This window comes from Corynebacterium ammoniagenes DSM 20306, assembly GCF_001941425.1.
GTDB classification, from domain to species: Bacteria; Actinomycetota; Actinomycetes; order Mycobacteriales; family Mycobacteriaceae; genus Corynebacterium; species Corynebacterium ammoniagenes.
The window spans coordinates 1991129-2008892 of the sequence record NZ_CP009244.1 but is presented as its reverse complement, the minus strand read 5'-3'; the positions used below and the strand labels follow the sequence as shown (position 1 = coordinate 2008892).

19 protein-coding genes are annotated in these 17764 nt (G+C 55.8%); 6 read left to right on the top strand and 13 right to left on the bottom strand.

Annotated elements, in window-relative coordinates; all coding sequences use genetic code 11:
* Nucleotides 1-84: 84 nt before the first annotated feature.
* Both CAMM_RS09200 and CAMM_RS09195 read left to right on the top strand, forming a co-directional pair.
* A complete protein-coding gene (locus CAMM_RS09200; RefSeq protein ID WP_040354977.1) occupies nucleotides 85-627 on the top strand; it encodes a hypothetical protein in 543 nt (180 codons plus the stop codon).
* Nucleotides 628-745: 118 nt separating this feature from the next.
* On the top strand, nucleotides 746-1069 hold the full coding sequence (locus CAMM_RS09195; RefSeq protein ID WP_040354974.1) for a putative quinol monooxygenase: 324 nt from the start codon (nucleotides 746-748) through the stop codon (nucleotides 1067-1069).
* 133 nt (nucleotides 1070-1202) lie between these two features.
* Here CAMM_RS09195 and CAMM_RS09190 read toward each other — a convergent pair whose 3' ends face one another.
* A complete protein-coding gene (locus CAMM_RS09190; protein ID WP_003846382.1) occupies nucleotides 1203-2039 on the bottom strand; it encodes a Cof-type HAD-IIB family hydrolase in 837 nt (278 codons plus the stop codon).
* A 36-nt stretch (nucleotides 2040-2075) separates the two neighbouring features.
* On the opposite strand from CAMM_RS09190, the gene CAMM_RS09185 reads away from it, so the two are divergent.
* Entirely contained in the window at nucleotides 2076-3122 is a 1047-nt protein-coding gene (locus CAMM_RS09185; protein ID WP_040354882.1) for a 3-hydroxyisobutyryl-CoA hydrolase, read from the top strand.
* 59 nt (nucleotides 3123-3181) lie between these two features.
* Nucleotides 3182-3886, top strand: a complete 705-nt coding sequence (locus tag CAMM_RS09180; RefSeq protein WP_147581074.1) for a DUF1648 domain-containing protein — start codon at nucleotides 3182-3184, stop codon at nucleotides 3884-3886.
* On the opposite strand, the gene CAMM_RS09175 is transcribed toward CAMM_RS09180, so the two are convergent.
* The 5 genes from CAMM_RS09175 to CAMM_RS09155 all read right to left on the bottom strand — a co-directional run bounded on the left by CAMM_RS09175 (nucleotide 3883) and on the right by CAMM_RS09155 (nucleotide 10789).
* The gene (locus tag CAMM_RS09175) at nucleotides 3883-5151 is read right to left on the bottom strand and encodes a DUF6882 domain-containing protein (protein WP_147581073.1); all 1269 of its coding nucleotides are present in this window, start codon (nucleotides 5149-5151) and stop codon (nucleotides 3883-3885) included. The two genes, CAMM_RS09180 and CAMM_RS09175, sit on opposite strands and share 4 nt — an antisense overlap.
* Nucleotides 5152-5176: 25 nt before the next feature.
* A complete protein-coding gene (locus CAMM_RS09170) occupies nucleotides 5177-6301 on the bottom strand; it encodes a glycosyltransferase family 4 protein (protein ID WP_003846375.1) in 1125 nt (374 codons plus the stop codon).
* 5 nt (nucleotides 6302-6306) lie between these two features.
* The gene (locus CAMM_RS09165; RefSeq protein ID WP_040354879.1) at nucleotides 6307-7557 is read right to left on the bottom strand and encodes an NAD-dependent epimerase/dehydratase family protein; all 1251 of its coding nucleotides are present in this window, start codon (nucleotides 7555-7557) and stop codon (nucleotides 6307-6309) included.
* Nucleotides 7558-7681: 124 nt separating this feature from the next.
* Complete coding sequence (locus CAMM_RS09160; RefSeq protein WP_003846371.1) at nucleotides 7682-8287, bottom strand: TetR/AcrR family transcriptional regulator; 606 nt, start codon at nucleotides 8285-8287, stop codon at nucleotides 7682-7684.
* 57 nt (nucleotides 8288-8344) lie between these two features.
* A complete protein-coding gene (locus CAMM_RS09155; protein ID WP_232051061.1) occupies nucleotides 8345-10789 on the bottom strand; it encodes an MMPL family transporter in 2445 nt (814 codons plus the stop codon).
* Nucleotides 10790-10974: 185 nt separating this feature from the next.
* On the opposite strand from CAMM_RS09155, the gene CAMM_RS09150 reads away from it, so the two are divergent.
* Nucleotides 10975-11631 carry a hypothetical protein gene (locus tag CAMM_RS09150; protein ID WP_040354971.1) on the top strand — a complete coding sequence of 219 codons (657 nt, stop codon included), beginning with the start codon at nucleotides 10975-10977 and terminating at the stop codon, nucleotides 11629-11631.
* Here the strand turns inward: CAMM_RS09150 and CAMM_RS09145 are convergent, their stop codons facing one another.
* The 3 genes from CAMM_RS09145 to CAMM_RS09135 are packed head-to-tail and all read right to left on the bottom strand — an operon-like array spanning nucleotide 11632 to nucleotide 12913.
* Nucleotides 11632-12201, bottom strand: a complete 570-nt coding sequence (locus CAMM_RS09145) for a gamma carbonic anhydrase family protein (RefSeq protein ID WP_003846366.1) — start codon at nucleotides 12199-12201, stop codon at nucleotides 11632-11634.
* Between the two features lie 22 nt (nucleotides 12202-12223).
* Nucleotides 12224-12595 (bottom strand): hypothetical protein, encoded by a 372-nt coding sequence (locus CAMM_RS09140; RefSeq protein WP_003846363.1) that lies wholly within the window; start codon nucleotides 12593-12595, stop codon nucleotides 12224-12226.
* A 15-nt stretch (nucleotides 12596-12610) separates the two neighbouring features.
* Nucleotides 12611-12913, bottom strand: a complete 303-nt coding sequence (locus CAMM_RS09135) for a hypothetical protein (RefSeq protein ID WP_232051060.1) — start codon at nucleotides 12911-12913, stop codon at nucleotides 12611-12613.
* Between the two features lie 205 nt (nucleotides 12914-13118).
* Between CAMM_RS09135 and CAMM_RS09130 the strand changes: the two genes are divergently transcribed.
* Nucleotides 13119-14042 (top strand): patatin-like phospholipase family protein, encoded by a 924-nt coding sequence (locus CAMM_RS09130; RefSeq protein ID WP_050759831.1) that lies wholly within the window; start codon nucleotides 13119-13121, stop codon nucleotides 14040-14042.
* Between the two features lie 31 nt (nucleotides 14043-14073).
* Here CAMM_RS09130 and CAMM_RS09125 read toward each other — a convergent pair whose 3' ends face one another.
* The 4 genes from CAMM_RS09125 to CAMM_RS09115 all read right to left on the bottom strand — a co-directional run bounded on the left by CAMM_RS09125 (nucleotide 14074) and on the right by CAMM_RS09115 (nucleotide 17763).
* Entirely contained in the window at nucleotides 14074-15060 is a 987-nt protein-coding gene (locus tag CAMM_RS09125) for an NADPH:quinone reductase (RefSeq protein ID WP_003846357.1), read from the bottom strand.
* 25 nt (nucleotides 15061-15085) lie between these two features.
* On the bottom strand, nucleotides 15086-15610 hold the full coding sequence (locus CAMM_RS09120) for a GNAT family N-acetyltransferase (protein WP_003846356.1): 525 nt from the start codon (nucleotides 15608-15610) through the stop codon (nucleotides 15086-15088).
* Nucleotides 15611-15680: 70 nt separating this feature from the next.
* Nucleotides 15681-15851 carry a hypothetical protein gene (locus CAMM_RS12955; RefSeq protein WP_168938790.1) on the bottom strand — a complete coding sequence of 57 codons (171 nt, stop codon included), beginning with the start codon at nucleotides 15849-15851 and terminating at the stop codon, nucleotides 15681-15683.
* 280 nt (nucleotides 15852-16131) lie between these two features.
* Nucleotides 16132-17763, bottom strand: coding sequence for a peptide chain release factor 3 (locus CAMM_RS09115; protein WP_003846352.1), 1632 nt, complete (start codon nucleotides 17761-17763; stop codon nucleotides 16132-16134).
* Nucleotide 17764 lies beyond the last annotated feature (1 nt).

The following is a 17764-nucleotide window of genomic DNA, read 5'->3' as shown; positions in this document are numbered from 1 at the left end:
ATTTTATTACAATGCGATAAAGTTGCCGAAAATGGGCAATTCTGACTAGGCACTGATTGGGGCTTGTGTGGCATGGTGGTTGCCATGAGCATTTCTCGACGTCTTACTGCAATCGCGCTCGCTGGCGCTTTGACCCTTGGTGGCACCGCCGCTGCTAACGCACAGGAAAACCCAGCTGAAGAGCTATCTTCCCAGGCGCAAACCCAGATTAATATTGCTGCAGCGCAGTTCATTTCCAGCCTGCCGCAGGATGTAAAGGACGCGGCTCATAAGTATGGAATTGATCTGCCGACCCTTGCTGGTGCTGCGGAAACCTTGCGTTATGAGACCGTGCAGCACTTGGAAGAAGCTGGCCACACCAAGGACAACACTGCCCAGTCCACCGCGCAGCAGTGGGCGGATGAAGCTGCCGCCGGCAAAGTCTCCTTCGAGGACGGCGTGGGCCACGGCACTGCTAATGCGGATAAAGGCACCGGCGCGATTTTGAAGCTGACGGAACAGCAAGCACGCGATCGCATCAACTGGTTGGACCGTGAAGGCAACCCACACAATGAGCCCACCGGCTTTGGCGTTGCCACCGCCACCGATGGCAAGTACGTCTACATCGCGGAATTCTTCTTGAACTAAAAGCGTGCAGCTACCAGATGCCGGCTTTCACACCTTAAAGATGGTGCGGGGAGCCGGTATTTTTATTTCCCATTTGCACGCTGGGGAGGCACGCGAAATTTTGGGTAGGATGGAGGCCATGATTTTCATTAACGTTAAATTTCATGTCAAGCCCGAATACGCTGACACTTTCCTCGATGAGATCAATTGGTACACCGAAGCCTGCAACGCAGAGCCCGGTTGCCTAGAGTTCAAGTGGTACCGCGATCCAGAAGATTCCCAGCGTTTCCTTCTGGTCGAAGCATACAAGGATGGCGAAGACGTCACCCACGTTCAAAGCGATCACTTCAAGCGCTCCTGCGAAGAATTCCCACAGTACTTGGTAGAAACCCCGGATATTATCAACTTCAAGATTGACGGCAAGACCGAGTGGGACAAGATGGCCGAATTCAAGGTCGACTAATTCGGCATAGCTGCTAATACCTAACAGCGAGCAAGCACAAAGCCCGCTTCTACACCGTCCTGCCAATGCGCAGGGGAGTTGCTGTAGAAGCGGGCTTTGCTGTGGACTTAATTCCTGGGTCTAGGTGATGGGCCTAGTTCCTGCGCTGATTAGCGGGGGTTTGTTGTGAAGCTTCCATCTTGTCGAACCATTCGGTCAAAACGGTAATAACCCCGTGGTCAAGATTGGATGGGGCAATGACATCCGCGACGTCTTTAAGCTGCGGGTGGGCATTGTCCATGGCTACCGCTGTGCCGGCTTCCTGCAAGAGCTCATAATCATTGAGGTAGTCACCAAAGGCCGCGGTTTCGGCGATATCAATACCCAAAGTATCCGCCATGTGGTGCAAGGCTGTGCCCTTATTCGCACCAGCGGGCATGACATCTACCCATGCTTGCCCGGAGATAGCCACGTTGTGGTCGGGGATAGCCTTAAAAATCACCGGGGCAATATGCTCTTCCGAACCGGCGGCACAGTATATAGCGACCTTGATGATGTCGGATTCTTCAACCACCTGGTGCAGATCGGCAACCGTTTGCCGCGAGTAGTAGTACTTTTCTAGCTGAGTGAAGGTATCTGGATTCGCGTTTTCCGAGACATAGCCAACGGTGGGGGTGCACAAGACCACGTCATAGTCCACGGTCACGGCCTCTAGCGCATCAAGGATGCGAAAGACTGCGGCACTGGGCAAAACGGAAGTGTGGATGATTTCGCCCTCGTGGGCAATCGCCGTGCCATTTTCAGCAATGAAGGACAAACCCTCGCCGAATTGATTTTGCAAGGTCGCAAGCTGGCGCCCCGATGCCGGGGCAATGGTCACTCCGAGTTCATGTGCGCGCTCGAGTACCGGCCAGAATTCTTCCGGGATTTGGCTCTCGCCATCCAATAACGTGCCATCCATGTCAAGGGCGATTAGCCGCGGAAAAATCATGAGAAAAACCTCGATACTTGTGCAAAACTGGGGTACATGACTGAAACTGTTGAATCAACCGCACCTGTACTTACGTCAGTTCGCCAGCGTACCGGACTTCTGGTATTAAACCGTCCCAAGGCATTAAACTCCCTGGACCCAGAGATGATTGAAATCATCGGGCAAGCCGTCCGGACGTGGGAAAATGATGACGCGATCGATCAGATCGTGATTTACTCCACCAACCCAAAAGCCTTTTGCGCCGGTGGTGACGTACGCTACGCCCGCGACAATATCCTCAACGGCAACGCGGAGCTCGTGGATGATTTCTTTCGCAGTGAATACACCGTCAACGGCGAGCTCGCTCAGTGCACCAAGCCTGTAGTAGCCATCATCAACGGCGTGGTCATGGGCGGCGGGCTTGGCATTTCTTTGCACGGCTCCCACCGCGTGGTTACCGAAAACGCCTTTGCGTCCATGCCGGAGATGGCCATTGGTTATTTCACTGACGTGGGCGTGGCGCACACTGCCCAGCGCATGGTGGGCACCCGCGGGCAGGCATCGGAAGCATTAGCGAAATACTGGGCTATTACTGGTTACCGCATGTACGCCGCGGATATGCTGTGGTCAGGTTTGGCGACCCACGTTGTCAAAGACGCAGACGAAATTCTTGAGGCAATCATCGCCGATGGCGTGGATGCCGCATTAGACAAGCACTCCTATGTACCGGAGGAACCAGCGCCTTTGGCAGATATTATTGAGCACATCGAGTCCACCTTTAACCACGCAACGTGGCCAGAGATTCAAGAGGCCCTAAAATCTGCGGACAAGGATTTCGCGCAGAGCACCGCGGGCTATCTCGCTGCCGCATGCCCGACCTCAGTGGTGGCTTCCAATGAGCTATTTGAATCCCATGCAAAAGAAGACGACATCGTCGAAGCATTAAAGCGTGAAGAATCCTTGGGACGTTATATCCGCTCCCGCGAGGATTTTGTGGAAGGAGTGCGCGCAGTCTTGATTGAAAAGACCAAAGACGCGGCCTTTAGCCCCGCGGATACAGCATCGGTGGATCTCGCAGGCATCCACAAAGCACTTGAGCTTTAACCCTGGCGGCAGAATAAGCCTTTGAAGTACCGGATACCGGGAATTGCTAAGCTCACAGCATGACTCGACCCCGTGACACTCACATGCCGGAACTTCAGCGCCCACCGTGGGTGTGGGCGTGGGTGATTGTAGCGACCGGTGCACTCGGCCTTTTCGCCATCTATGTGGCCTGGGATGGCATCCCGGATCCGTTTCCCACCCATTGGAACGCCCGTGGGGAAGCGGATTCCTTTTCGGAGAAGACCTGGGGCAACATGATTTTAATGTTTGGGTTACTCTCCGGCATTTTAGCGATCGTGGTCGCTGGCTCTTTCGCGTTAATACACCAAACTGCCAAGCATCAACGCGGTGAAGACTGGGAGATTGCCCGCGCGCGGGCGATGTCGAATAGCATGCTCAAACCGCTGGGCATGTGGATGTTTCTGCTCAACGCGGTGATCGTCTTCGATATGTATCTCTCGATCACGCAGGTCTATTCTTCGTTTGCGCTGCTGATTGCCGTTATCATCATCGTCGTCATTGGCCTGATGTGGAATGTAGTACATATCCAAAAATGGCTCGATGAGCATTACCCAGATCCGAAAACCAGTAAGCACATGAAGTGGGGGATATTTTATTACAACCCCGATGACCCCAATATGATGGTTCATCGCGAATTAAACAGCACCTTCAACATGGCGCATCCCGGTTCCTGGGTCGCGATGGGCGCGCTGATAGGAGTGCCCATCATCTTGGTCGCAGCGCTGGTTATCCTCGGGCTCTAAGTACTCGGTATGCCAGCCGGCTTGTTCCCGCGCATGGCGTGATAAGCCTGGATAGCTCGGTCACGGTTGATGTGCGCGGGCGGTTGATTATCCAGCACCGCTTTTTCCACGTGCGGCGTCAGCGCCGGCAGTCGCAGTTTCGGCGAATCGATCAGCACGATGGCCGTGGTATTTTCATTCAGCTTTGTGGTGACAACATTCCACTTATTTAAAATGGGCATCGCAACCTGCGCCAAGCCCAACTCCCGGGCCATAGCAGCAGGCATGCGGCGGCGTACTAAAGAGGGCACAAGCTTATCGATGCCAAACTGCCGCACCGCATTCACCGGCCCCTGAGATGGAAGCCGCGTTAATTCACTATCAGCCCACGCCCACGTGAATACACCATCGCAAACGGTGGCAAGGATGACAGCGGCGGCTTCGAGCCCAGATTTTTCATCGAGCAAGACATGCCCAGTTTCCAAATTAACCAAGACATTCTCCCGCGCTGCCTGAGGATAATGCGCGGAGAAAAACATCGCGTGTTCAATCGCGGCATAAAAGCCATCGGCACTGATATCTTCCAAGCGCCAGTTCGCGCCAGGGGTGATCCCGGCGGTTAAAGCTGAGATGTGCTCATCAAGAAATTCCACGGTGATATCGGTGATCTCGGTGGTGTCGGCGGGATTCGCGCTTGTTAGACGCAGCCCTTGATTTCCTTCTTCGACGTGAAGCCCGCGGTGCTGAGCAAAGGAGACAACTGCGCGGATTTCATCCAATTCTTCGATGAATGGATCGCCAATACCTTCAATAAGGACCTTGCCCACCGAAATCGCATCCGGCGATGGCGCAGACCAACTACCAGTAGAGGACTGCGCCTGAGCCAGGTCAATGGCGATAGCAGCTTTGTCACCATTAGCTTGGTCACCAATCAGGATGGGGTTGCCACCTTCGAGAGTGCGTGCGGCTGCCAGGAGTAATTCTGATAGCGGCTGTTCACCGTGTAACTGGGAAATCGCCGGGTCGCGCTTCCTGGCGGTGGCCCACCGCCAGGTCGTGTCACTGAGTACAGCGATGCGCCGGCCTTTAAAATCCACCGTGCCCTGGGCGGTATACACGCGCACGTCAACGGGCAAATCGTTGCCGCTTTCAGCAGGCGCAGAGGAGAAGTTGAGCTCAATGCCTTGGACCTCTTTGAGTTGCTTCCAACACATATCGTGCGCCGTGGCGAGGAAAAGGCCGTCGGAGGCGAGATCAGTCAGCGTCAGCGGTGGCGTCGGATTCATGGCTATGAGTTTAACTGCTGAAGGCTTAGCCAATGGCCTTTTCATAGGCTTGAACTAAAGCTTCTGTGGATTCACGCCACGAGTACTTCTCCGCTTCCTCACGCGCAGCAGCACCCATTTGCGCGCGACGGTCGTGGTCCTGCAATAGGCCAACAATTACACGTGCCCAATCCTCGTCCGCGCCATCTTCGGCAATCAGGTAGCCGGTCTTGTCATCATCGATGACAAAAGGAATCCCGCCGGCATTAGTGCCCACCACCGGAACACCGGAGGCAAAAGACTCGAGTGCTACAAGGCCGAGGGTTTCCGTCGCGGAAGGGAAGACGAACACGTCTCCGCTGGCAAAAGCTGCGGCCAGTTCTTCACCAGATAAATAGCCGGTGAAGGTGGTAAAGCTCGGATCGAAGCTATCTTGCAGAGCCTGCAGGTACGGACCGCCGCCGACAATTCCCAAGCGGGCACCGGGGACCTGCTTGCGCACCAACCCCATGACATTATTTAGTCTCTCCAAGTCTTTTTCCTTGGAGATGCGGCCAATATAGGTCACCAGCGGGGAGTCCGGATGATTACTCGTCAGCAGACTCCGTGCTTCCGGGGTGGCCTTCGAGGGGTGATAGCCCACGGTATCAACCGCTTTGGGCCACAAGGTCAATCGCTCAATACCCATGTTGCCGGCTTTTTCAATCATCGGATCCGAGGTGCACAAATTAACCTGCGCCTGGTTGTGTAACCAGCGAATAGCACCAGTGGCCATCCCGCGCGTCCAGCCAATGCCTAAGGCATCGACATAATCCGGCACGTTGGTGTGATAGCTGCACACCAACGGGTAGGCATCGCGCTTGGCAGCGAATACACCCAATGCCGCTGACCAAATGGGGTTGACCGCGTGGATAACGTCCGGATCAAACTCCCGGATCTGCTTCCAGAATTTGATCGGCGGAACCGCAAACTTGATCTCCGGGTACACCCAAAACGACAGCGATGGCAACCGGTGGACCTTAAACCCGGCATACGATGCCGGGGGATTACCCGGTGCGAAGATCTCCACCTCGTGGCCCATGGCCGCTAGTTGGTCCAAGCTTCTGATAAGCCGGGTGACAACCCCGTCGATTTTGGGCAGGAAAACTTCCGTGACTATTGCAATACGCACTCGGACTATGCGCTTTCAGATAGTCCTGATTCTGCGTCCGCAGCCACAGCTTCTTGTTCCACAGCTTCCTGCTCTGGAACGCCTGCCTGCTGCGCAGAAGTCCACAGGGACTGCGCTGGGATCTTGGAACGATCTACCCGGTCGGAGTACTTGCGCGCGACTTCTTCAACTTCCTGCAAGAGCCCTTCGGACAAGGTGGTGGGCTTGAGACCCAGCTTCAGGAAGGTTTCATTGTGAACATGCAGATCGTTTTCGGCAGATTCCTTACGTGGGTTAGGCACATAAGCAACCTCAGCATCGGAAATCTCCGCGATGAGCTCTGCCAAGTCGCGCACGCGGTGGGTCTCGGTCATCTGGTTGATGATCTTGACGCGATCGCCCTTTGCTGGTGGGTTTTCCAAGGCCAGCTCAATGCAACGAACCATGTCACGGATGTGAATAAAAGCGCGCGTTTGTCCGCCGGTGCCGTGTACGGTCATTGGGTAACCAACGCCGGCCTGGATGAGGAAACGGTTGAGTACTGTGCCGTAGTCGCCGTCGTAGTCGAAGCGGTTGATCAGACGCTCATCCTTGATGGTCTGCTCCGTGTGGGTGCCCCAAATGATGCCCTGGTGCAGATCAGTAATGCGCAGTTCGTCGTTTTTCGCGTAGTAGGCGAACAGATGCTGATCCAACACTTTGGTCATATGATAAATCGAGCCGGGGTTCGACGGGTAGAGGATCGACTGATCAACGTGGCCGCCTTCAGGCAAGTTGACCTGGATGTCCAAGTAGCCCTCGGGGATCTTCATGCCCGCGGTGCCGTAGCCATAGACACCCATGGTGCCAAGGTGGGCCACGTGGATGTCTTGGCCGGATTCTACAATTGCCGCCAGCAGGTTGTGGGTGGCGTTGATGTTGTTGTCAACGGTGTAGCGCTTGTTGCGCGAGTTTTTCATCGAATATGGCGCTGCGCGTTGTTCCGCGAAGTGCACGATCGCATCTGGGCGCTCGGTATTGATGAAATTCAGCAGGCCGTCGTAGTCCTGAGCCACGTCGATATTTTCAAAGCCAATGGTCTCGCCTGAGACTTCTTGCCAGGCAGAGATACGGGTTTGAATATCAGTAATTGGGGTCAGAGAATCGGCGCCGAGTTCTTCATCAATCGCGCGTCGTGAAAGATTATCGATGATGATGACATCGTGTCCTTTGTCGGACAGATATAACGAGGCAGGCCAGCCACAAAAGCCGTCGCCACCGAGAATCGCAACTTTCACTTTGAACTCCATCTAAATTCGCGAATAAGATTCAGCACTGTCTAGAAAGTGCCCTTTGAACGACAATACCCCCGACTCCTACAGTTTTCCTGTGGAGTCGGGGGTAAATGTCGCGCGGGTGTAGCTATTTAATAGCCCTCAACGTAGTGAATGCCCGCCGTATGAACGCTTCTTTGTCTTCCCGGCGTGCAACCTGTTGGGGGGAGTCCACCTTTAATCGGTTGAGCTCATCCGCAGTCCACACGATGGTGGCGGCACCGACTTGCAAATACAGGGCGATTTCTGCCTCTTTCAATTCTGGGTAGAGCTGGATGAAAGCGCCCAAGAATTTGTGCAACACCGCGTGGATTTCCTCGTGGTGTGGAATAAACCGGCTGCGCGCACTCATGTGCTCTTGGATTTGAAAAAGCGTAGCGATGGAACCGAATTCACTGTCCTCATCCGTCAAGCCCTTCACGGCGATGTCTTCAAAGACTTCTGTCATGGTCATTCCGGCGGGGTAAGCCGCTACGACGGGAAGAAATTCCTCGATGGTATCCAAGCAAAAATGAAATAAGGCTTCGTCGATGCTAGGGAAGTAGTTGTGGAAGGTTCGTACGGAGACCTCGGACTCTTCGGCCACCAAGGAGATGGTCAATCCTTCCAGCCCTTCGCGCAAGAGGATGCGCGCCGCGGCTTCGGAAATGGCACGACGAGTAGCGAGCTTTTTTAACTCCCTTAAACTAGCCATGCCTTAACGTCCTCCCTGTGGCCCTAATTTCACAGGCCACGTCCTTGTCATTAAATACTAAACCTTTGCGGACGCGGAATCCGCGTTTTCTGATCCGCCCTGGCCGTCGTGGCCGTGGCCATCATGGCCGTGGCCCTCGTGGCCGTTGACAACTTCGGTTTCTTTCAAGACTGCTTCTTGTTCGGTCAAAGCAGTACCTTCAATATCCATATTCGGCAGGATCTTATCCAGCCACTTGGGCAGCCACCAAGCCTTGTCACCCAGCAAGAACATGGTTGCCGGGATAATCAGCATGCGCACGATGAAGGCATCGAAGGCCACGCCGACTGCCAAGGCAAAGCCCATGATGCGGATGAAGGGTTCATCGATAAGCATGAAAGCTGCGAACACGGAAATCATAATCAGTGCCGCGGCGGTGACCACGCGGGCACCGTGCTTGAAGCCATTCGACGTTGCGTTGCCGGCGGTCTTGCCGTGGACATAGCCTTCGCGCATGCGGGTGACCAGGAAGACTTGGTAGTCCATGGCCAGACCGAAGGTGAGGCCGATGAGCATAATCGGCAGGAAGGACAACAGCGGCTGGGTATCGGAGATGATGCCGAACATGCCTTCTTGGAAGATACCGACGGTCACACCGAAGGCCGCGGCCATGGACAGTGCGAAGCCGCCGGCAGCAATCAGTGGAACCCAAATGGAGCGGAAGACCAAGAGCAAGACGATAAAGGCGAGCACCAAGACGATAGCGATATACGGAACGAGCACGTCATTGAGACGCTCAGAGATGTCATCGAAGATCGGGGTGATGCCAGTAATGCCATAGACACCACCGGTTTCATCAGTAAATTCTGCCTGGTGGGAGCGCAGCGCCTCAAGGGTCTGCGTGGTCTGCTCATCGGTAGCGCCCGTGGTCGGGGTAATCATGACCTGGGCGGCGTCGAAGTTATCCGTGGTTGCGACCACCTGGGCGTTAACCACGCCATCGGTGTTCTGGAAATCGGTGAGGATGTCCTGGATGGCGGGCATGCGTTCTTGCTCAGCAACATCGGCTACATCCACGAAAGCAATCATTGGCGCGTTGCGGCCAGGGCCGAATGCTTCATCAATCATGTCGTAGGATTCGCGCTGTGGCGTACCTTGCGCGGACATGCCGTCGGTGGGCATCGCTAAGCGCATCTGCGCGGCCGGGATGGCTGCGATGCCTAAAATGAGGATGCCTGCAACCAGCGAAACAATGGGGTGCTTGCGAATCTGGCGCACCCACTTGAGGCCCACGGTGGGCTTTTCATCTTCTGGGTCTGGAACCTTCGGTCCTGGCACGCGGCCGGCAAAGATCTTGGTGCCCAAAAGACCGAGAAGGCCTGGGATGAAGGTCAATGCCACCAGCACTGCGATGGCAACCGTGGCTGCGGCCGCAATCGCCATGGTGGATAGGAATGGAATACCAATGATGGTCAGCGCAGCGAGCGCGATAACCACGGTAATGCCAGCGAAGACCACGGAGGAACCAGCGGTGCCCGTGGCCATGCCCATGGCGTGCGCGCGGGTTTGCTTGTCCATCTTCTTTAACTCCGCTGCGAATTCCTTCGGGGAGAGGTCATTGAGCCCGGAGCTGGTAATGAGCTGGTTGCGGAAACGCGCAACAATAAACAAGGCGTAGTCAATGCCGACGGCCAGGCCAATCATAGAGGCCAGCATCGGAGTCATCTCCGCCACGGAGTCGGTAAAGACCGTGGACAGCTGGACACCGAGCAGGCCAACTCCCACGCCGATAACGGCAGAGACCAGCGGCATACCGGCTGCGACCATGGAGCCGAAGGTAATAAGCAAGACGATGCCGGCGACGATCAAACCAATGATCTCGGCGGACATATCTAGGCCTTCACTCATGGTGGAGAAAGCGTTGCCGGAGTATTTCGCGGTGAAGTCCGTGCCATCGAAATCATTGACGACGTCCGTGATGGCTTCACGGTCTTCGGGTGCAATATCAGTAACGCCCTCGGCGTCGAAGGAAACGCTGATGGTGCCCGTGCGCTCATCTTCCGATAGTGGGGAGAGCGCTTGGATATTGGCATCGATTTGCTCTTGTGGCATGCCCTGGGCGGCCATTTGCTGACCCATTTGCTGCTGCATGCCCATCGAGGCCATCACCGGGTTGACGATGGCATCTTGGTCCGCCAAAACACCCGTGGCCTTGAGGTCTTCAACAAAAGAATCCACATCCGCCATGACCTCAGGGTCGGTCAGCGTGGTGCCTTCTGGCGCTTCGATGACGATGGTGCCGGATGGATCAGACATGTAGTCAGAATCATCCCCAAAGCGCTCTGCTATTTCTTCCTGGGTGGTGGTGGAGTCCATCGGCGGCATGGCAAAGGAAGGGTTGGCAGGTTTGGCGAACTGCGCGGCCAGCCCCGCCATGGCTATTAGCAAAATGATCCAGAACGCGATAAACGGCCATACCTTGGAGTATGACCAGCGCCCGAGTCGATATAAAAACTTCGACATAGTCCAGCTTTCTCTCATTAGTGGAAGAACATAAACAATCGTTGCACAGTGTATGCAAGTTTGCATTTGGCATGCAATTATTTGGCAAGATCGCACTTCGACGCGTTGTTGTGATGATGCTCTCCATTTAGAAGGCGGTGGAGCAGGTGCTTATCGATGCCCCCAGCACCGGTAGACTAACCAGCATGCTTCACGCCGTCAGCTTCGCTTTGCTGGATTCCGTCAACGCCTTATTGATCGGCGTGGTTGTTGCGCTGGGCGTTATGCTGCCGCGCGGAAAATACAAAAAGATCACCCCACTGCTGATCGCCGGCGACTGGTTCGGGGTCTTGGTCTTAGCAATCTTGTCGATGTTTATCTTCGACAGCCTGAGGCAATACGTCAATGCCTTCTTAGATTCACCCTTGCTGGGTATTTTGCTAATTATCTTGGGCCTAGCCGGCATCGTCATGGCGTGGCGCTCGCGTCCCGGCGAATCGAACGCGCTGGTGGATAAGATTCTTCAGCCTTTGCAAACACCAACGCTTTTGACCTTTGTCACCGGTTTTATCCTCGGTGCTGCCCAGTCTGTGACCTCCGGTCCCTTCTTTGCCGGGCTATTGCACCTGGTGGCCGGGGGCTTTAACGCCTGGGTGCGCTACGGCGGCCTGATCATCTACGCCACCCTGGCGCTGTCCCTGCCGATTATCGTGGCGGCATTTATCGGTTATGTGCGCACAAAACCGCAATCAGCGGCAGGGCAGCTATTTGCCCGCGCACGAGAAAATAAACACCAAGTATCCAAAATCGGCGGCTACCTGGTCGGCCTTATCCTGATTGTGATGGGCGTGCTTAATCTTTAATTACTCAAAGCGCACATCATCCAAGCTCAGTGCTTGTTCGCTGGACGGTTGGTTTTTGGAGTAGTGCACATACTTCGCGGCGTGCGGAATAAAGGCCGCGGATTCTTCGGCGCTGAGCTCGCGGCGTACCTTCGCCGGAACCCCGGCGGCCAAGCTGCGCGCGGGGATCTCCTGGCCCTCCAGCACCAACGCACCGCCTGCGATCAGGGAACCAGTGCCAATGCGGGAGTGCGATAACAAGGCCGCGTGCATGCCGATAAGCGATCCGGCTTCCACGTAGGCGCCATGCACCAGCGCCATGTGCCCGATGGTGACATCATCTTCGAGCGTGGCCGGCGCATCATCATCGCAGTGAAAGACGGAATTGTCCTGGATATTGCTGCGCGCGCCGATAGTGATCTTGTTGGTATCCCCGCGCAGGACAACGCCATAAAACACCGAGGCATCCGGGCCGATCTCAACATCCCCAATAATCGTGGCAGTCGGGGCAATCCACGCGCTTTTATGAATCCGGGGAGTCTTTCCCTCAAATGGCAAAATCAATGGGGACTTCGTGGGCATCGGGGACATCGGGGAGCTCCTTTATTCGTGATTACGAGGTGACAACAAAGGCGATCTGGGGGTTAATCTCATAATCACCCGGGGTGGCTGAAAGCTTGTTTGCTACTTCCGAGTCTAGGGGCAAAATCCAGCCCTTTTTCGGATCTTTAACCGGAAGTACCTCGCGCTGGGTGGGAACAAAGATCACCGTGGTGGAGTCAGACACTAGCGCGCCGGGCGATGTGGAGCGCGCAATAGCCAGCACCGTGTCCACATCCGCGGCAGCAATTTCTACGATAACCATGGCCTCTGCCGTGAAGACATCGAGGTGCTCCACCTTGTGCTGGGCAATCTCGCCGGATGCCTTGGCGAGCTTCGGGCCAGTATTGCCCGTGATTTTATCCCACAGATCTTTAATACCCATGCTGGCTAAGGATAGTTACTCGTCGGCAAAATTATGGCGAACAGTCGTGGTGCGCCGAGTTGTGGCGTTGAAATAGGAAGAAAAGCCGGTGGATAAGGTCGCTTCGATCGCTTCTTCGCGGCGATCGGTCAGCGCCACGGCGAGGAAATCAAAGGCCCCATCCAGTCGAGGACATACTGCCAAGTGGCTTGCTTGCTCGTGGCGTAGCACGTCGAGGGCGATAGCCACTTCCCGTTCCGTTGTTTCTGCGGCACGGTACACCGGGTCGGGATCAGTCACGAACGCAAAACCAGAGCGAATAGCTTTTCCAGTCGACACATCAACGATGGTGAAATTAGAAGCCGACAATAACGCAGTGATATCGGGTACAAGATCGCTAGAGGAGGAAAGAGTAGATGAAATTATGTGATGTGGCATATACCTATGTCTAACACCGATCTCCTGTGCTGGCTAGTCAGGGGATATAAATTCATCTCACTTCAGCTCAAGCCGCCGCTTTCCGCGATGGGTAAGATTGGCCAGTATGACTTCCCAGCCGAATCCTTCTTCTTACCCTGATAATGACATAGCATCTCCAGGAATCAGTGCCTCTGATACGGCGCTTATTTTTGAAGGCGGCGGGATGCGTAACTCCTACACCTCAGCGTGCGTGAAAACGCTGATTGATCAGGGCGTGGAATTTGGCTGGGTCGGAGGGGTATCCGCGGGAGCCTCGCACACGGTCAACTTTTTATCCCTGGATAGTTTCCGCGCGGTGCAAAGCTTCGTGGACTTTGCCAACAGCCCAAGCTTTGGTGGCCTGGGCTCTATGCTGCGCGGTACCGGGTATTTCAACGCCGAGTACATCTATGAACGCGCGGCGGACCAAGACCTGCCCTTCGACTTTGACACCTTTTCCAATAACCCCGCGCAATGCAATCTCTCCGCGGTCAACGCGTTAACAGGGGAGACCGTGGTGTGGACGCGTGAGGATTTTGAGCGCGAGGAAGACTTATTTATGCGTGTGCGCGCTTCCTCTACACTGCCTTTGATTATGCCCATGCGGTATATCAGTGGCGTGCCCTATGTCGACGGCGCGATGGGCGAATCCGGCGGGATTGTCATCGATGAAGCTGAAAAGGCTGGGTTTAAGAAGTTCCTTTTCGTCGGCACCAAGCCGCGCGGTTTTGTCCGCCCCGAGGTTAAGCGCAAGGCTGGTCTGCGCCGCTTCTTTCGGAAATACCCGCAGATTGCAGAGTCGATGATTGTTCGCCCTGCCCGCTATAACCAGTCCAAACAGCGCCTGCTGGAATTAGAAAAGCAAGGCCAAGCGCAGCTCTTTTTCCCCGAGGACATGCAGGTGACCTCCACGGAGCGCAATGTCATGAAGCTGCGCTCCAACTATGAGGCCGGCAAGCGGCAAATGTACTCGGAGTGGCCAGCGTGGAAAGAATTCCTCTTGGGCTAATAGCTCTATGCCCGCAGGAACGCCTCGCGAACTAGGGCAGGATAAGGAGCCGGCCGTGCACTTCTCCTGCTTCAAGCACGCGGTGGGCTTCGGCCGCCTCCGCTAGGTGAAAAGTCGCCCCGACTCGGGCTTTCAACCGGTCGGTGGCCAGCAGGTGATTGATAGTGGTCGCCGCCGCAGCTAGGTCGGCGTCCGGGGCATTGCTGATGGCAAACCCGCGCACGCTGGCATCGCGGGTATATAACTGGCCAATGGGCACGCGTGGCGATGATTGCATCCCGGCCATGACAATGACTCGCGCGCCACGAGCAAGCAGCGGAACCATGTGCTCATAGTCGTCACCGCCGTTGGGGTCCCACATGACATCAACGCCGCGGGGAGCATAGTTCTTGACTTGTGCAAAGAAGTCACCATGCTTGTCGATGACCACATCGGCGCCACACTTTCTCACCCAGTGCTCATCACCGGTGGACGCGCCAGCGATAACATAGGCGCCCATCGCGGCGGCAAGTTGCACGATAGCGGCGCCCACCGCACCGCTGGCGGATGGGACAACCACGGTTTCACCTGGCTGCAAGTGTGCCTCACGAACCAGACCGATGTGCGCCGTGCCAGCCGCATGCAGCACTGGCGCTACCGTCGCTGGATCGATGCCATCGGGCAGCGGGTAAGCCCGGTCGACCGGTGCAATGACATATTCGGCAAAAGAACCTTGGCGCCCATCGTGACCCAAGCTATTGGACCACACGCGGTCACCGACGCTAAATTCCTCCACCGCAGATCCAACCGCGACCACGCTGCCGACGAGATCACGGCCGATAATAAACGGAAAGCTCATTGCGGTAGGAAAAGCCCCGGAGCGCACGAAAAGGTCGACATGGTTGACCTCACTGGCTTCCATTCGCACGAGGACTTCTCTCCCCTGGGGCTGAGGAACCGGCAGGTACCCGACCTTAATATTTTCAACCCCGCCGGGAGCTTCGATATAGGCAGCTAGCATCTGCTGTGGAGTAGGCATTTCAACCACACTTCGCGGGTTACGGTTAATGTGAGCTCGAAGTCGAGGATGCTGTCTTATTCGGCAGCGACAGGCGCATGTACACGGCATCGTCGGCCGGATTATCGTTATAAGCGTCGACGTACTCAAAACCCATGCGCTCGTACATCGCGATCGCAGTGCCCAATTCGGGATCAGAATCTAGAACGACCTCGCTATATCCGGCAGCTGTGATGGCCTCGATGGACATTTCCACCAGGCGACGACCAAAACCATGTCCGCGGCCGGAGGGGCGAACGTATAAGCGTTTGATTTCTGCGGTGGTAGCGCTGAGCCGCTTGTACATCACGCAACCGGCAGCTTCGTCATTCACGGTGGCTAACCAGATGCGCTCGTAGCGTGCCGGGAGATTATCCAATTCGGCCGCAACACCTTGAGAATCCAGCACGGTTTGGATCTTGGATGGATCGGGGTGGGTGGACTTCATCCACGATAAATACTCTTCGATGAGTTCGCGGACATCGCCCGTACGGTTTGCTTCGACAGCGTCAATGAGGGCAGAATTTTCCATAGCCGCCAGTGTAATAGCACATGCCTCAGCCGCACCTGCTTGGGCAGGTGCGGCTGAGGTTTAAAAGGTTTTAGTCGTCCCAGTCGTCATCATCGTCATCGTCGTTGTCCCAAAGATCGTCCCAGTCATCATCCCAGTCAGAGACGAAGGGGACATCGGGAATGGATGAGGTCGGCACAACGCCGCCGGCGAAGCTGGTGACCGCGGCGAGAATCGACGCGATAATTGCTTGAATGTTCATGGAAGCTCTCCTGTGGAAGTAGGACACGTTCGCCATGTTTATGGTGAACGCATGGGCTGTGGATCCAATGGTGTAGCTAGCGCTTTTGGCTACAAATCGAACTATAGGATGCCCGGCATCCAACCGGGAGAGCATTACTCGCGGTTACAGCCATCGTCGCAGCTCAGGACAGCATTAAAGTTTCTTCATGTTCAGGATTGCGATGAAATTTTCGGCAGGTTTTGCGCACAAGAAAAGCAGCCCGAGCAAAAATGTGCTGGGCTGCTATACCGGTACGTGTTTAATCTGCGACGAGTGTTTCTATGGTCAGCTCGGGGCGTTCTTTTTCAATAAACGCCAGCTTCCACTTATCGCCAAACAAGGCGATGAGCTCACCATCGTCGCGGGTGAAAATCTCCACTCCACGCTGGCGTCCCAGCTCTGGGGCGGATTCGGCATCGGTGCGGCGCGCGACCGAATATGGAATCGGTTCGGTCACGGTTTCCACGTTGTATTCCAGTTCCATGCGCGCTTGCATGACCTCGAACTGCATCGGGCCCACAGCGGCCATGACGGGGCTGGCGTCGCCGCGCAAGTCGTTGCGCAGAATCTGCACCACGCCCTCGGCAGACAGTTGTTCCAAGCCCTTGCGGAAAGCCTTGTACTTGCCCAGCGACTTCGCGCGCAGAATGCGGAAGACCTCCGGCGCGAACTGCGGCATCGGTGCAAATTGCACCTTCTTGCCGGCGTAAATCGTGTCACCTGGTGCCAGGGAGCCGGCGTTGACCAGACCCACAATATCGCCGGGGTAGGCAACATCGACGGTGTCACGGGTGCGGCCAAAGACAGTCAGCGCGTACTTGGTAGAAAATGTTCGGCCACTTTGTGCGTGGTTGACCTGCATGCCGCGCTCGAATTCACCCGAGACCACACGCATAAATGCGAGGTTATCGCGGTGCTTGCGGTCCATGCCGGCTTGCACCTTAAAGACCACGCCGGAGAAAGGATCGGTGACTTCGCGGACTTCATCAATTGCGGTGGCCGATGACTCAATGGCTTTATCGGATGACTTGCGTGGGCGCGGAGCTGGTGCAATCGCGCACAAGGTGTCCAGAATCTGGTGCACGCCGAAGTTCAACATGGCGGAGGCAAAAATCAGCGGGGAGGTCACGCACTGCTCAAAAAGTTCCTGGTCGTGGACGGCACCATCAAGTGCCAGCAATTCTGCTTCTTCCACGGCGGTATCCCACAGCTCTTCTTCTTGTGCTGCGGCCTCGGACGGGGAGAAGTGCTCCTCGGGGGCGATGGTGGAGCCACCGGCGGTGCGGATGAAGTGGATGTAATTATCAGCTTCACCATCATCATTGATGTGCGCTAAGCCGCGGAAATCACCGGCCATGCCCACAGGCCAGTACAGCGGGGTGGGCTGCAGTTCAATCTCATTGACGATTTCATCAACTAGTTCCAAAGGCTCTCGGCCGACACGGTCCCACTTATTAATGACCGTGACGATCGGCAAACCGCGGGCTTTACACACGCGGAAAAGCTTGAGGGTCTGCGGCTCGAGGCCCTTGGCGGCATCGATAAGCATCACTGCGGCATCGACCGCGGTAAGAACGCGGTAGGTATCTTCTGAGAAGTCCGCGTGACCTGGGGTATCCACGAGGTTAATCATGTACGGCTCGCCGACATGTCCTTCCGGGGCGTACTCGAATTGCAGCGCGGAGGAGGCCACGGAAATACCGCGGTCCTTTTCCATCTCCATCCAGTCGGAGACGGTGGACTTACGTCCCGCCTTGCCGTGGACCGCGCCAGCCTCATTAATAACGTGCGCATGCAGCGCCAATGCCTCAGTCAAGGTGGACTTACCAGCGTCCGGGTGGGCAATGACGGCAAACGTACGGCGGCGCGCAGCCTCAGCAGCAATACTCATG